General features: G+C 32.7%; 18 protein-coding genes and 1 pseudogene. 8 read left to right on the top strand and 11 right to left on the bottom strand.

Annotation, left to right across the window (positions count from 1 at the left end):
* Positions 1 to 132: 132 nt before the first annotated feature.
* Positions 133 to 1,233, bottom strand: coding sequence for a sensor histidine kinase (locus tag AC3WVZ_RS07640; RefSeq protein WP_000397690.1), 1,101 nt, complete (start codon positions 1,231 to 1,233; stop codon positions 133 to 135).
* Between the two features lie 4 nt (positions 1,234 to 1,237).
* Positions 1,238 to 1,876, bottom strand: a complete 639-nt coding sequence (locus AC3WVZ_RS07635; RefSeq protein ID WP_000694093.1) for a response regulator transcription factor — start codon at positions 1,874 to 1,876, stop codon at positions 1,238 to 1,240.
* Positions 1,877 to 2,301: 425 nt separating this feature from the next.
* Here AC3WVZ_RS07635 and AC3WVZ_RS07630 point away from each other — a divergent pair, with 425 nt between their 5' ends.
* From AC3WVZ_RS07630 to exsE, 4 genes are read left to right on the top strand one after another with little or no spacing between them, the layout of a single operon-like run.
* Complete coding sequence (locus AC3WVZ_RS07630) at positions 2,302 to 2,640, top strand: RNA polymerase sigma factor (protein ID WP_000090825.1); 339 nt, start codon at positions 2,302 to 2,304, stop codon at positions 2,638 to 2,640.
* A complete protein-coding gene (locus AC3WVZ_RS07625; RefSeq protein WP_000972341.1) occupies positions 2,637 to 3,080 on the top strand; it encodes a hypothetical protein in 444 nt (147 codons plus the stop codon). The genes AC3WVZ_RS07630 and AC3WVZ_RS07625 overlap by 4 nt, the downstream gene beginning before the upstream one ends.
* On the top strand, positions 3,073 to 4,143 hold the full coding sequence (locus AC3WVZ_RS07620) for a hypothetical protein (RefSeq protein WP_001039115.1): 1,071 nt from the start codon (positions 3,073 to 3,075) through the stop codon (positions 4,141 to 4,143). Before AC3WVZ_RS07625 ends, AC3WVZ_RS07620 begins: the two co-directional genes overlap by 8 nt.
* Positions 4,140 to 5,096, top strand: coding sequence for an exosporium protein ExsE (exsE, locus tag AC3WVZ_RS07615; RefSeq protein WP_001261427.1), 957 nt, complete (start codon positions 4,140 to 4,142; stop codon positions 5,094 to 5,096). The genes AC3WVZ_RS07620 and exsE overlap by 4 nt, the downstream gene beginning before the upstream one ends.
* Before the next feature lie 30 nt (positions 5,097 to 5,126).
* Here exsE and AC3WVZ_RS07610 read toward each other — a convergent pair whose 3' ends face one another.
* Both AC3WVZ_RS07610 and dsdA read right to left on the bottom strand, forming a co-directional pair.
* Entirely contained in the window at positions 5,127 to 6,374 is a 1,248-nt protein-coding gene (locus AC3WVZ_RS07610; protein WP_000058301.1) for a DUF445 domain-containing protein, read from the bottom strand.
* 153 nt (positions 6,375 to 6,527) lie between these two features.
* Entirely contained in the window at positions 6,528 to 7,859 is a 1,332-nt protein-coding gene (gene dsdA, locus AC3WVZ_RS07605; protein WP_000658537.1) for a D-serine ammonia-lyase, read from the bottom strand.
* Positions 7,860 to 8,009: 150 nt separating this feature from the next.
* On the opposite strand from dsdA, the gene AC3WVZ_RS07600 reads away from it, so the two are divergent.
* Positions 8,010 to 8,555 carry a helix-turn-helix domain-containing protein gene (locus AC3WVZ_RS07600; protein WP_000427637.1) on the top strand — a complete coding sequence of 182 codons (546 nt, stop codon included), beginning with the start codon at positions 8,010 to 8,012 and terminating at the stop codon, positions 8,553 to 8,555.
* Between the two features lie 39 nt (positions 8,556 to 8,594).
* Here AC3WVZ_RS07600 and AC3WVZ_RS07595 read toward each other — a convergent pair whose 3' ends face one another.
* Complete coding sequence (locus tag AC3WVZ_RS07595) at positions 8,595 to 8,771, bottom strand: hypothetical protein (protein ID WP_002025592.1); 177 nt, start codon at positions 8,769 to 8,771, stop codon at positions 8,595 to 8,597.
* 143 nt (positions 8,772 to 8,914) lie between these two features.
* Here AC3WVZ_RS07595 and AC3WVZ_RS07590 point away from each other — a divergent pair.
* Together AC3WVZ_RS07590 and AC3WVZ_RS07585 are read left to right on the top strand one after the other, a co-directional pair.
* Positions 8,915 to 10,010, top strand: a pseudogene (locus AC3WVZ_RS07590) (response regulator aspartate phosphatase).
* Positions 10,010 to 10,147: a hypothetical protein gene (locus AC3WVZ_RS07585; protein WP_000724012.1), complete on the top strand. Its 138-nt coding sequence runs from the start codon at positions 10,010 to 10,012 to the stop codon at positions 10,145 to 10,147. The pseudogene AC3WVZ_RS07590 and the gene AC3WVZ_RS07585 overlap by 1 nt, the downstream one beginning before the upstream one ends.
* A 121-nt stretch (positions 10,148 to 10,268) precedes the next feature.
* Here AC3WVZ_RS07585 and AC3WVZ_RS07580 read toward each other — a convergent pair whose 3' ends face one another.
* The 6 genes from AC3WVZ_RS07580 to AC3WVZ_RS07555 form a co-directional block, all read right to left on the bottom strand.
* Positions 10,269 to 10,949: a prolipoprotein diacylglyceryl transferase family protein gene (locus AC3WVZ_RS07580; protein ID WP_000454847.1), complete on the bottom strand. Its 681-nt coding sequence runs from the start codon at positions 10,947 to 10,949 to the stop codon at positions 10,269 to 10,271.
* 17 nt (positions 10,950 to 10,966) lie between these two features.
* Complete coding sequence (locus tag AC3WVZ_RS07575; RefSeq protein ID WP_000733176.1) at positions 10,967 to 11,521, bottom strand: TlpA family protein disulfide reductase; 555 nt, start codon at positions 11,519 to 11,521, stop codon at positions 10,967 to 10,969.
* 18 nt (positions 11,522 to 11,539) lie between these two features.
* Positions 11,540 to 12,253, bottom strand: coding sequence for a cytochrome c-type biogenesis protein CcdA (ccdA, locus tag AC3WVZ_RS07570; protein WP_000990443.1), 714 nt, complete (start codon positions 12,251 to 12,253; stop codon positions 11,540 to 11,542).
* Positions 12,254 to 12,306: 53 nt separating this feature from the next.
* Positions 12,307 to 13,119, bottom strand: a complete 813-nt coding sequence (locus tag AC3WVZ_RS07565; RefSeq protein WP_233936241.1) for a M56 family metallopeptidase — start codon at positions 13,117 to 13,119, stop codon at positions 12,307 to 12,309.
* Positions 13,120 to 13,123: 4 nt separating this feature from the next.
* The gene (locus AC3WVZ_RS07560; protein ID WP_065224055.1) at positions 13,124 to 13,537 is read right to left on the bottom strand and encodes a BlaI/MecI/CopY family transcriptional regulator; all 414 of its coding nucleotides are present in this window, start codon (positions 13,535 to 13,537) and stop codon (positions 13,124 to 13,126) included.
* A 107-nt stretch (positions 13,538 to 13,644) separates the two neighbouring features.
* Positions 13,645 to 14,043: a DUF3942 family protein gene (locus AC3WVZ_RS07555; RefSeq protein ID WP_000347525.1), complete on the bottom strand. Its 399-nt coding sequence runs from the start codon at positions 14,041 to 14,043 to the stop codon at positions 13,645 to 13,647.
* A gap of 392 nt (positions 14,044 to 14,435) precedes the next feature.
* Here AC3WVZ_RS07555 and AC3WVZ_RS07550 point away from each other — a divergent pair, with 392 nt between their 5' ends.
* The gene (locus AC3WVZ_RS07550; protein WP_000762116.1) at positions 14,436 to 15,134 is read left to right on the top strand and encodes a peptidase E; all 699 of its coding nucleotides are present in this window, start codon (positions 14,436 to 14,438) and stop codon (positions 15,132 to 15,134) included.
* The last annotated feature ends 49 nt before the right edge of the window (positions 15,135 to 15,183 follow it).

The raw sequence follows: 15,183 nt of genomic DNA, 5'->3' as shown, positions 1-15,183 counted from the left end.
CACCCCTATTTCGGTTTCTCTGCTTTTAGTATAAACAAAAAGAATGAACCTGCTCAGTGCAGAAGTTCATTCTTTTCACATGAGAATATTCACTTTTTTCATATGAGATGGTTCATCCTCGTACCATTCTCTTTATATTGGCAACAACATCGTTACTGAAAAACCACTTGTCCCATCTACAATAATTTTTCCGTTTACAGACGCCGTTCGCTCCTCCATCCCCATAATACCGAGACCTTTTTTAACAAGAGCTACCCCTTTTCCGTTATCCTTCACTTGCACCTTAACCATCTTGTTAAGTACATGAATATCTATAGAAATAACTGTCGCATCAGCATATTTCATTGCATTTGTTAGTGCTTCTGTAACATTCTCACCGATAATTTTCCACTGAATGGGAGAAATCATATCTAAGTTCCCTTTGTATACAAAAGGAATATTCACATCATTCTTACCGGCAAATTCCTCTATGAATAATTTCATACGATGAATGCCAATTTGCTCAGTTGGAGGCTTCATATTTTTTAATGTAATGCGAATACTTTCAATTCCATCTTTTGAAATGTGAATTGCATTTTGTAATAACTCCGCAGATTTTTCTTTATCTATTTCCATTAACCTTTTTGCTGCTTCCATTTGAATAAGTGCACCCGTCATCGAGTGACCAATTTTATCATGAATTTCTTGCGATAACCGATTTCTCTCTTCTAGCTTAAATGTGTATTCAGATTGTCTTATGTACTCTTTATTTTCATGTAAGCTTTTCGTAAGTCGTTGCATATCTTTTCGCATCTTATCATTTTGCGATTCAAGCTTTACTACACGCGATATATATCGATCTGCTATAGTTAAAACGAGAAAAGAAAATGCAACAATTAATCCATAAGTCATTCGAATACTTTCATCTGCAATCGTAATTGGGAGCATCATAACAACAAAGCGTGGCCAATTCTTTTCTATGTAATGGAATGTAATTTCGTATAAGTTCAAAGGTAAAAACAAAATAAAAAATGGATGAACCCTCCATGTAAATAACATAATTATGCCAATTGACATACAGATTAATAATTTTTTATACGTATCTTTTTTAAATATAGAAATCATTACGTTTACAGAGAGGTAAATAAGTAAAGTAAATATAACCCAAGGTAAATTTACTACATTTGCGTAAATATAACTAAACACAATATATAAAAAGACAATTAATTTACTTACAGTTAGCCAAAATTCCATATCACTAATCTACTTTCCCTGTTAAGTAATAAATCGCAATTTGTGTGCGATGTTCAAGTCCAGTTTTCCCTAAAACTGACGTAATATAATTTGCAATTGTTCCTTCAGATATAAAAAGCTGTTTCGAAATTTCTTTATTCGAGAAACCTTTTGCAATTAATGCGATAATACTAAGCTCCCTTTCTGTGAAAAGGCTCTTATCAATTTTACATTCTTCCTCTTTACTTTCCATTAAATTAGACTTAATTTTATCGAGGACAACATCTTGCATAACAGTTTGACCGTTATATACTCCTTTTATCGCATCACGAATACGCTCCGGATCGTTATTTTTTAACAAATAACCTTTCGCTCCGTTTTTTACTGCATCCAAAATATATTCATCATCATCAAACGTCGTTAAAATAAGCGGTTTTGTTTTCGTCTCTTCACAAATGAACTTCGTCGCCTCTACCCCGTTCATATTTGGCATGCGAACATCTAAAAGAGCAATATCAACTTCATGCTTTTTACAATATGCTACAGCTTCTTCCCCATCATTTACAGTATCTACTACTTCGAACTCTTCGTATGTATTTAAAATAATTTTCATGCCCTCTCTAATAAAAGAGTTATCATCCGCTATTAATATTTTAATTTTCATGTTTGTTAGTATGGCCCTTCCCCTACTAACATTCACATCCTTTCTCCGTGTAACATTTCCTACTTGCTCATTATATACTTCTCTTTACCATTTTTTCACACCTTTTTTCATCTAGCTCTCCTGCAAAAAATATATTATTCTTTTTTTACAATATGTGTAGGGTGACTTATCATTCTTTACGTCTATATAATAGAATGCGTCAAAAAGGAGGGAGAGACCCATTGAGGAAAAACAATTAATTGAAAAAGCACAGCAAGGAAGCGAGCATGCTTTTCGTATCCTTGTACAAACATATCGTCATTATATTTTTCAAGTTATCTTTTCTATTTTAAGACATGAAGAAGATGCGAAAGATGTTACACAAGAAGTATTCGTAAAAATTCACACCTCTCTCAAATTATCAATTTCGCGGATTAAAAACGTGGATGGCGCGTATTGCCACCAATCACGCTATTGATTATAAGAGGAAGAAAGCTAGAGAAAGTGAAGAACTCTCCTTATGTAAAGAAGCTGAGGAAAATATAAAGTCCTCTCATAATATTGAGGCTTTATTATTGACGAAAGAGCAGAAATTACTCATTGCTCAAAAACTGAGAGAACTTCCCGAAAATTACCGTGACGTCGTTCTCGCACATTACTTAGAAGAAAAAAGTTATCAAGAAATTGCTTTACAGGAAAACATCGAAGTAAAAACAGTCGAAATGAAACTGTATCGGGCACGAAAATGGATTAAAAAACATTGGAAGGAGGAAGAGTTTCTATGATGCATTATTCAAAAGAAGATTGGCGCAATTATACATTAGATTTTATAGAAAACAATAAACGTGAATCTATGGAAGAACATCTTTACGAATGTGATCATTGTTTAACACTTTATATGGAAAGTATTGATGAACAACATGAAAACCTTCCAATGATAAATGATGATTCATTTACGAACGAAGTTATGACGCAAATTAATTTTGAAACGCTACAACCTAATGAAAATATAAAAACAAACTCACTAAAGCGCACAATTATTCACTACATAATTGCGACTGCAGCTACAATTATTTTTATGGTAAGTGGTTTATTCCAATATATTTTTACAGCGACATCAAATTTCGAGAAATCTTCAAAACATAACGAGTCTTCTATCTCACAACAAATTGTAAACAAATCGGTAGATACATCAAAAAAGGACGGAGGTTTAAAGCATGAATAAAAACCCCTTTTTAGCACTTGTATTAGGGCTAATTCCTGGGCTTGGACATTTATACTTAAAAAAGCTAGGACGGTTTATTTTATATAGCGGAGGATCTTTATTTCTATTCTCCTTTGCAGTATTTTGTACCATAGTAGTAAGAGAACGTGATATTGCTTTTCTTTCTCTATTTTTACTAGCTGTTCTATGGGTAATTAACTTACTAGATTTAGTTATCACCATTATAAAACAAACGAAAAAACAAGAAGCTGGAGAATTGATAAATTCCTCTAAAGAGAGCGAACGATTTTATATCATTCTCCTATCCATCATCCCTGGACTTGGCCATTTCCAATTAGGACTTATGCAACGCGGTCTTACATTTTTAGTCGCTTGCGCTGGCTTAGGCAGCATGATTATATTTGTAACATTATTAACATCTCAAGGAAGTTTCCTTATCTTTCTTATTACGTTACCTGTTTTATGGATTTATAATTTCTTTGACGTTGTTCAGCAACTACAGAAAAAAGAACGCGACGAGCAATTAATTGACCGTACTATTTTCGAAGATTTTGAAGAACATCGAGAGCAAGGAAAGAAAAGTAAAACATTTGCTTCTATTTTAGCGATGTTCCCTGGAGCAGGTCATATGTATTTAGGTTTACAACGCCGTGGTCTTCAGCTTATGGCAGCCTTTTTACTATCTATTTATTTACTCGACTTATTAAGACTTTCTGCGTTTTTATTTTTAGTACCAATCATTTGGTTCTATAGCTTTTTTGATGCGTTACAGCAAACAGCAAAATACGGAAAAGAACGAGTACAAGACGAACCCATTATCGATTATTTTATAAATCATCAAAGATGGATCGGTATCGGATTAATTACACTCGGTGGTTATTATTTATTAAATCAAACAGTCCTTCCTATTTTGAATGATTATTTTGTAACTATATTTAATATCCATCTTAGTGAACTATATTATCGCTATTTCCAGACATCTATCGTTGCGCTCCTTTTAATTGGCGGCGGCTTTAAATTGTTACTTGGAAATAAAGAAAACAAAGGTGGGACAAGCGAATGAGGACTTGGCGTGTTGGAACATTCTCAATGGGGCTTTCTATTATATCGTTAGGGTGCTTTTTACTATTTTCAGTCGTAAAAGGAATTCAAGTATTAGATACACTAACTGCATGGTGGCCAGTTTTACTTATCATACTTGGAGCTGAAGTTTTACTATACCTTCTATTTTCTAAGAAGGAACAATCATTTATTAAATATGATATTTTTAGTATTTTCTTTATCGGTGTTTTAGGAAGCGTCGGAATTGCTTTTTACTGTTTATTATCAACTGGATTACTAGAAGAAGTTCGTCACTCTATTAACACAACGAGGCAAACGAGTAATATTCCAGACGGACAATTTGATATACCTGAATCTATCAAAAAAATCGTAGTAGATGCAGGACATCAACCTCTAACGATAGAGGGAAATAATACAAATCAAATTCATCTTTTGGGAACTTATGAAATGACAACGAAAGCAAATGAAAAACTCAATTTAAAACGAGATGATTTCCTTTCAGTTCAAACGGCTGGAGAAACGATGTATATCACTTTAAAATCATTACCTGTTCAGCATACGTTATTTAATTCAGCACCACAGGTGAAACCAACGCTTGTTCTTCCACAAAATAAAAATGTGGAAATCCGTGCTTCAAATAACGAACTATCTCTTTATCCAGGTCAATTACAAAATAATTGGTTTGTACAGGAAAGCTCAAGAGTGTCTGTCCATCTTGCAAAAGAAAGTGATGTATCTTTAACAGCAGTAACAAATCAAAAAGAAACACACGGAAGCACACCTTGGGAACAAGTAGAAGATTTAACGAAAAACGAAAATACTTCTTCAGAAGAACATCCAGAATTAAACAACCAAGAACATTGGTATAAAAATTCGATTAAAACTGGAAATGGCACGTACAAGTTAAATATTGAGAAAGCTTATAATTTGAATATGAGTGTTCTCGAAAAATAAAAAACCTTCCGCAATTGCGGAAGGTTTTTCTCATATAATCGCTTTAATTCCTTCTAACACTAATCCAATCATAAATCCGCAAACCGCCCCGTTCACTCGGATCCACTGCAAATCTTTACCGACATTATTTTCAATCATTTCGATTAACGTTTTATCATCTAACTTATCAAGATTTTCTTGTACAAGCTTACCGATTTTCGAATGGTTTTTTTCCACAAGTGTAACAACTTGCTTTTGTAACCACTCCTCTATTTTTTGAACAGTTTGTTCATCTTCTTTTATTTTGTTCATTTGTTTTTGTAAAAATGGAATAACATATTTATCAGCAAATTCTTCATTATTTACAAAAGCAACTGCTCTTTGTTGTACTTGCTCTAGCATCTCTTTTATTTTGTCAGTAGCATTCCAATTGGCAATCCATTTTTCTTTCCAATTTTCTAATTCTTGTAGTAACGCTTCATTTTCTTTTACATTTATAATTTCTTGACGAATTTTCGCTAATATAAGTTGTCTCGTGCTATTATCTGCATCTTGTAAGCTGTTAATATTGCTAATAATAAACTTCTGCAAAATGCCGCCAATTTTATCTTCATCTACAATATTCATAAACGATTTCAATGTAAACTGTAAGAATCCATCTACTTTTATATTTTCCATCGCCTTCATACCTAAACTTCCAAGCTGGTAGCGTGCTTCATCTTGCGCTGTCCAATCTTTCACTTTTACTAAAATGTAATCAAGTGTCTTCTCATCATATTCTTGCACAACTAATTGATCAACAAGCACTTGTAAGATGTTACTTGTATTAATTGTATGCAAATATGTTTTTAATTCTTTTTCAATAATAACAGCTAACTTTTCTGTATCTATTGTAACAATTGCTTTCTCTGCAATCGTTACAATCCCCTTTTTCACAGCATCAGACTGCATTTCTCTCTCAGCAATTTGCAGTACCATTTGTGCTAACTGCATCTCTTTTACTTTATTCGTAATACTTTCTTTCGTCAGCCATTCATTTTCTAACGTATTGATGAGCCCTTTCGTTACTCGTTTACGATTTTTAGGTAACAAAGCTGTATGCGGAATTGGTATTCCCATCGGGTGACGGAATAATGCTGTAACTGCGAACCAATCTGCAAGCCCGCCAACTAACCCAGCTTCAAATCCCCCTTGTATAATCTCTCCAGCTATCGTTCCTTGAAAAGGGATAGAAGCCGCAAAGCCGACACCCATAACCCCAAGTGAAATACCCGCTATATATTTAGTCTGTAATGACATCGTATACACATCCTCTTATTATGTAAAATAAAGCTTTTTGTTGTATTTATTCAATATTAGTTATCCTTTATATATACTATAAAGAACTATTGTGAAAATAACAAAGATTTTTATGTACATGAAAAAATGAGGCTACAACTAGCCTCATTTTTCTTATATCGTTAATTCCAAACCTTTCCTATAATATTCATCCATTGTATCGTTTGGAACCATACTTCCACCCGTTCCCCACACAATATGAGTACCTTTTTTCACCTTCTCTGTTAACTGTAGCTTTTGTAAATACTCATCTTCTTTACATACTTTCACTGGCCCTATCATACCTGCTAGTGCAGAAGGCTCTAAATAAATATTCTCCGTATCAGCTAGCTCTTTTAACAATCTATATAACTCTTCATCGCTTACTGTGTAATTCCCACTCAAAAATGGTTCCATCGTTTTACCGACAAATCCAGATGGCCTTCCTACCGCAAGTCCATCCGCATCTGTTACATTATCAATTCCGATATCTTGAACGGAAATTTTGTCATGAAGGCCTGTCATTAAGCCGAGTAACATACAAGGAGAATGTGTTGGCTCTGCAAAGTAACAATGAACATTATCTTTATACAATAACTTTAAACCGAATGCTACTCCGCCAGGTCCTCCTCCTACTCCGCACGGAAGATAAACAAATAAAGGATGATTTTCATCTACTACAACCTCTAACTCTTCTAATTGCTTTTGTAATCGTGATGCTGCTACTGCGTATCCTAAAAATAAATCATGCGAGTTTTCATCGTCTACAAAATAACAGCTAGGATCCGCATCCGCTTGTCTTCTTCCTTCTTCTACTGCTTTGCTATAATCATCTTCATATTCAATAACGTTTACACCTTTACTTCTTAATAAATCTTTCTTCCATTCTTTTGCGTCTGCTGACATATGAACAGTTACATTAAAACCTAGATTCGCACTCATAATCCCTATGCTAAGTCCTAAATTCCCTGTAGAACCTACTGCAATTGAATATTTCGAGAAAAACTCTCTACATGTATCACTATCTAAAACGGAATAATTATCTTCTTCTGTTACCATTCCGTGCTGCAATGCTAGTTGCTCAGCATGTTTCAACACTTCATAAATGCCGCCCCTAGCTTTAATTGATCCTGATATTGGAAGATGACTATCACATTTTAATAATAATTCTCCTAAAATAGGTTGCTCATATTTTCTCTCTAAAGCTTCTTTCATAGAAGGTATTTTCACTAAAGGTGATTCGATTATGCCGTTCGCCCCTTTCGTTTCAGGAAAAACTTTCGCAATATATGGTGCAAAACGCTTTAATCTCTCTTCCGCATCTTTTACATCCTCTTCATTAAGTGGTGAATCTTTTATTGCTGTTTCATACTTTTCTATGTTTGGATTTATCCAAAATACTTCTTCTGTTGCAATAAGCTTATTCACTAATGGATATTCTGCTTGTAATGCCCCTATTTCTTTCATTTTGTTTCCTCCTTATATCCTTGTAGCTCACCATACAATAAATTATAATTAAATTAATTTTAATATAGTTTAACACAAATAATCCCATTAAGTTAATTTTAATTTAATTCATTTAAATATAATTTAATAATCATTAAGGAGATTTTCATTATGGAAAATATAGATATTGGTAAAAAAATTGAAAAACAAAGAAAAGAAAAAGGTTTAACTAGTAAAGAACTAGCAAAGATGGCCGATATTACACCATCAATGTTAAGTCAAATTGAGCGCGGGTCCGCTAACCCTTCTATCCAAACATTAAAAGTGCTTGCTAAAGCTCTTGATGTGCCAACATTTAGCTTTTTACTTGAAGATACAAATACAGACGATTTAATTGTACGTTCCCATAAACGAAAGAAAATGATTATTGATAATTTATCATATGAAATGCTTTCACCTGATTTCACTGGAAATTTAGCAACAGCAATTATGACCGTCCCGCCTAATACAGCTTCATCAGAAAATGTACTAGAACATAAAGGAGAAGAATTAGCATTTGTCTTAGATGGGAAAATCACATTATATTTAAATGAGGAAGAATACGTATTAGAAACTGGCGACAGTGTAAAAATACCTGCTTATTTAAAGCATAAATGGGTGAATCATTTTGAAAAAAACGCGATAGTCCTATTTTCTGTTACTCCGCCGATTTTTTAATATATCAATAAAAACAGGATGATTCTTATAAAGTGAGGATTATCCTGTTTTTATTAAATAAGAAAGTGAAATTTTTGTTAAAAACTTAACAGTTGGACCCAATCCGAACAATCCTCCTAAAAACATATTTACAAGTAAAACTATCCCTCCCATTGATGCTAACGTATCATGAGTCAGATTCATCCCACCACTACCAGAGGCACTTGTAATATTCACATAAAAATAAGAAATATGTAAAAATTAATTAATTTTTCAGAATTTTGTTGAAAAATATGATAAAATCACTCTTATACTTCTTCTATTTTGCTATTATAGAAATAATTAAATTAGGATACTTTTATCGAATGGGGGAATATATAATGAGTGTGTTATTAAAAGGGCATGAACAGATTGTCAACGAATTAAACATTTTATATCAAGTAATGGTAGCGGAGCAATTAATTGAAGCGAAACAATTAAAAGAAAAAATAGAGAAACAGATTAATAAAATTGAAGCTGATCAAACTCTATCGCTTTACTACTCCCTACTAAACTTTAAATATAAGGTCCTAACCGATTGGACAAACATTAAGTATGATACTTTTAGTCAAATTGTTCGTTTAGACAATCCAATAACTGAAGACTTTATTACTTAATTATTATCACTTTTTTAAAGCTGAACATGCTACCATTATTGGAAATTATGATGAAGCAAAAAAAGAATACGAAAAAGCTGAATCCCTTTTAAAACATGTACCAGGCGAACTAGAAGAAGCTGAATATAAATATAAATTTGCTATATTTAATCACCATACAAACAAACCACTTACAGCAATCAATTATGCAAATCAAGCTAAAGAGATTTTCTCAAAATATCCACGTTATGAAATTAAAATAGCTCTATGCGAAAACATTTTAGGCTCATGTTCTGTTTATTTAAAACAATTCGAACAAGCCGAAGAGAACTATAATTCAGCAATCAATATTTTACAAAAGCTGAAAGACGATACACTAATCTTAAAAGTTCGAAATAACTTAGGTTGGCTCTACTCTTCTCAAAATCTATCAACCCTTGCTATTAGACATCTTACAATAGTTACAAACAAATTACCTAAACACCTAAAAGCCAATTTTCTACAAGCCAAAGAACATTTTAGTTTAAATGAAAAAGAACTTGCAAACGATTGGGTTCAAAAAGGCTTAGAAATTTGTAATGAATTAAATAATCAAGAATATAAACACCATTTCACTATCTTAAAAACACAACACACTGGTATTCTAGACGACTTAGAAAACGCAATCATTGCAGGCACTACATATTTTAACAGTAAAGAATTATACGATTATGTACAAGAATATTACGAATTATTAGCAGTAGAATTTCATAAAGTGAATAAAATAGAGAAATCTCAAAAATATTTTTTCAAAACTTACGAAGCAAAACAAAAATTATTAACTAAGGAGGCACTAAGATAATGAAAAAGATTAGTTTAGCTATTTTAACCTTTACATGCATACTTGCTTTTGGATTTAATAATTTTACTGAAAGTCAACAAGCAAAACAACTTCCAAAATGGGATACAGATAAACAAGAAACACATGCAGACCTATAGAAACCTAAAAACCCCTAATAAAGGGGTTTTTAGATTTCTACAATATAATGATTTAGCATATGATGAAGAAATATGCTTATAAAAGATAGCCATACAGATACTCTCTGTACATGGCTATCTTTTATTTTTTCGGCACCAACAAAATCCCTAAACTAATAATACAAAAGCTCATTATTTGCTCTGCTGATAGACCAAACAGAACCGAATTTTGTTCACTAACAAGCGAAATAATAATATGAGCAAACCCCTCAATAATTAGAAAAACACTTATATTCTTTCCATTTCCGAGCCTTTCATTTTTCATCCATAACAAGCCCATTATACAAAGAGCAAGGATGATCTCATATACGAAAATAGGATGATATAAAAATTTAGATTCATATATATTCATTCCCCATGGTAGTGTCGTTTGTACACCTACTTCATGATGGAATAGAAAATAAAAGATAATGCACACACACAATCCAAAAGGGAGTACATCAAGTAAAATACGAAGCAAAAATTGTTCCTTTTTACTTTTCCAAAAAATGTATACACTCGCAATTACGCATCCTACTACAATATGTTGCATACTTCCAATAGCTAATATTGCTTGCACCGGCGCCCCAAAAGCCCATACAGGATTTAAAATTGCTGGTGCAAACTTCCATACAAATACGATGATAAGAAAAGCATTTGTTACGGCATCCATCATTTTTTCATATGATACATTTTGATACTTCATCTTTCGTTTCATCAACATAAAACCAAATAGACTTCCAATTATAAGAGATATGGGTTGTAACCTCACAATCCACTCCATCGTCACCAAATCTCCTTTTAATTCTCAATCAATTTCTTAAATTTCTTTTCTAATTGATCTGGTGGTAATACACCTCGTACATGATCTACTATAATTCCATCTTTATTAACAAAAAATGTCGTCGGTAAAGAGAATACTTTATAATCTAGTCCAGCTACTCCGTCCATATCTAGTAGAACAGGAAACTCAAAACCATAACGATTAGCAAATGCGCTTGCTTCTTGTACTGGGTCACTAACAGTTGCATTCACCGCAAAAATTTCAACATCCTTTTTATATTTATCATACATATGAACTAAGTCAGGTGCCTCCATTTCACACGGCCCACACCATGATGCCCAAAAATTAATAATATACGGTTTTCCCTTGGCATCATTTAACGACTGTAACTTTCCGTCTAATCCTTTTAATGTGATGCTAGGTGCTTTAAAACCGACTTGTGGTAATACTTCTTTCTCCTGTAACTCTGCTTGTTTCGCTTTTCTTTCCTTCTCTTCTTTCTTTGAATTATAAAAGTTAACCCCCGCCCAAGCGAGAGCACCTACTAGTATAATAGCAATTAGTTTCTTCACTTTTCTTCCTCCTCATTTTTAAAAACCTGTAAATCCACCGAATAGACGAATAAAGAATGCTGTAATTTTCGTCATTTGATTTGTATACAATAAAATACCTGTTACAATCATCATTCCACCGCCAATTTTCATCATGACATTGGCATATGTAACAATCCATTTTACCTTCCCAATAAAGAATGCCATCACGAAAAATGGAACCGCAAACCCAAGAGTATACGCTGTAATATAAAGAAGCGCCCCTTCAGGATTCGTCGCGCCAAGCATGAGTACAGCTGAAAATATCGGTCCAACACATGGCGTCCAACCTGCTGCATATGTCATACCGACTAAAATCGAGCGAATATATCCAGTCGATTTACTTCTATACTGCACCTTTTTCTCTGCCATAAGCCACTTAGGCTGAAACAAGCCCGTCATAAATAGCCCCATTAAAACAATAAAAATCCCACCAATTTGTTGAATCAATTTTTGGTTAGATGAAAATGTTATTCCAATCCAGCTTACCGATAAACCTAACGCGTAAAATATAACCGAAAATCCGATCATAAAAAATACTGTATGTATAATCGCTGATTTTTGCATAATCCCACGATTTTCTTTTAAATCTTGGATAGACACACCGGTAATATAAGATAAATAAGATGGATATAGCGGTAAAGAGCACGGTGATATAAATGACAATACTCCCGCCCCAGCCACAAGCCAAATTGTTAAATCTGCTGCATTCATTTTATTCCCCCTTAAACACTACAACGAGTAGTGTTTATTCTTAAAAAAAGAGGCTATATGCACTCTCCGACAATAAGTACAACCGACATACAGAATAAACCTACTGTTACATATACCGAATTCGTATGTAACGGAATAGTAAGCTTAACAACCTTTTCATTTAACACTTGCTCGATTCGTAAATTTATTGCTGTTTTTGCAAATGAAGCTGTAACACATCGATTTTCCATTGTCTTTATTTTAATTAATTTTAATAACGCGCTACCTAACTCAAATGAAGATTCCATTTTTTGCATCGCATATTTATCAGCAGCTAGCTCCTGATACGTATGATATCGCTGTAACAACCCTTTTAATATCGGTATGTACATCATTCCTTCTGCTAATAGCGTAAAACAAAATAATTTTAGCGGATCCCAATTCTTTTGATGATATTCTTCATGGAAAATAATCGCATCAATTTCTTCATCTGAAAATGTTTGAAGCAACCCTTCCGACATGACAACTTTCGGACGAAATAGCCCAATTGTAAATGCCGCAACTTCCGTAGTCGGCAATATATATATTTGTTTTCTTTTTCGGACGAAAGGGATAAGTACTTTTTGTAATTTTTTACTATAGAAAAATTGTCGCCAAATTCTTTTGCACACGATTAATACAGTAAGTAGTAATAATCCAGCGATTATAATATGAATCAGCGATAATTCTTTCATATGTTTTTCTAACTGGAACAAGCAAAAATTTGAAAGAAGGAACATCTTATTTTGAAACAGAAATGGATATGTAACGTAATACACTAACATACTGAAAAAGAGGATACTAACAATTACTGCTAACAATACGATTTTACGCATTTGCCATTTCATTTCATTAATCCTCTCTTTTTAACTGACTCAATTTGTCTTCTAACTTTTTTATTAAAGTCGGATCAGCCTGCTCTAACTCATCTAACATATGATTTACAACTAAATCTCCAAATTCCCCCATCAATTCCTGTGTCATTTTCTTCGTTTGATTGGATAAGAATTCTTCTTTTGTTTGTACAGCACGATATATACCACTTCTTTTCACAGTCTGTTTTTCTAAGTGTAATTTCTCTACTAACCTGTTCATAACTGTCATAACAGTGTTAAAATTCACAGGTGATTCTTCACTTAATTTCTGCTGCACTTCTTTAATAGTAATACCATCGCTAGACCAAACAATCTCCATAATTTTCGCTTCAAGCGGTCCAAAGAAATGATTTAACCCGCGCTCATTTAACTTATAGTTTTGAGTAAACATTGTACAACTCCTTTCACACTACGAATTGTAGTATAAATTAAATGAAAGGTCAAACGTAAATGATATATATGAAAATTAACTACCCATAAATACATAGGCTATTCCATTCATTTTAAACCTAATTTTTCTCCAAATGTATCAAAAAGATACTGCTCTAATATTTGTACACTAAACTTCTCATTACGTCCAAGTGCAAATAATTCCCGATCTTTCGCTACGATAGTATCTAACGGAATAGCTACATTATCCACTATTTTTGTAATTTCAATTATATTACTTTTTACATTTACTTCTGTTTTAAATTCAACGTTTTCTAACACTATATGTGAACGTCTTCCTGATGCAAAAAAAGTAAAATTAGGATTTTTAACAACGCCAATTTCAGTCTCTAACGCATATAAATAGTGAAAAATTACATCTCTGTGTCCATCTTTTATTATTTTTTCATCCTTCTCATCGTCTAAGTATTCTTTCAGCTTCGTTGTAAATTCAAATCGAAAATCCACTTTTTTCACTCTCCTTCTTTGTATTTCATATTAAATAAATATATTGAAATATTTTTAACATATTGTAATACAACTTCCTATTAAAAGTAAAAACTGTTTTAAAAAATCGCTATTATTTCCGATACCCTTTTAAAATATAAGTATAAATTCAATATGAATCAATGCGTCATTATATCTATTTAAACATATTTTTTCCATATTTTGAAACATTAGTATGAAATATTATATATCAATGTATGGTTTCTAATGCATTGGTATATATAGTCAGTAGTTTTTTTACTATTCCGATATACTTAAGCTACATTTTCTAATTATTGATTACATTACGGAAGGAATGTAACTCTCTTCTATCGAATTTTTATATAACAAAAATAATTAGGTGGTGCTTTACTATGAAATTAGCTGTCATTGGTGGCGGTGATTTACAAGATTCAAATCACTTGCCTATTAATGAACGCCTTATAGAATTAACAAATAAACAGTACCCAAAAATATTGTTTATTCCAACGGCTAGTCATGATGATGAAAGCTATATAAAATTATTTTTAGACACTTTTGAAAAACAATTACATTGTGAAGTACAAATTTTACGTACTACAACAGATTCACCTTCAAAGTATGAAATAGACGAGATGATTCATTCAGCCGATTTAATTTATTTAGGTGGCGGGAACTATATTCACATGCTTACGCAATGGAAAGAACATAGACTCGATGAAAAATTATTATTGGCTCTGCAGCAAGGAACACTTATTGCTGGTTATAGCGCTGGTGCTATGTGTTGGTTCACGTCTAGTATCCGATCAGATTATGAAGGTTCTGGTTATATAGAGAGTAACGGATGGGGTATTGTTAATAAAAGATTTTGTCCACATTATAATCAATTAAACAGAATGAACGCCTTCCATTCCTTTTTACAAAATCATCAAGGGAATATAGAAGGAATTGCACTGGAGGATAATTGCGCTTTATATATTACAGAGGAATCCTTTGAGATTATCGGTGAACCGGAAAAAGCGTGGGAGTTTTATATGAGTGATAAAACACTCATTAGACAACATTTTGATATAACTTTAAAAAGCTATTTATAAACCTGAACTTACGAAAAAATGTCCCTAAGTCTAATAACTTAGGGACATT

It is taken from the genome of Bacillus sp. CPT56D-587-MTF (assembly GCF_058792335.1).
Note: the sequence above shows the minus strand (reverse complement) of the source record. Positions and strands in the feature narration are given on the sequence as shown.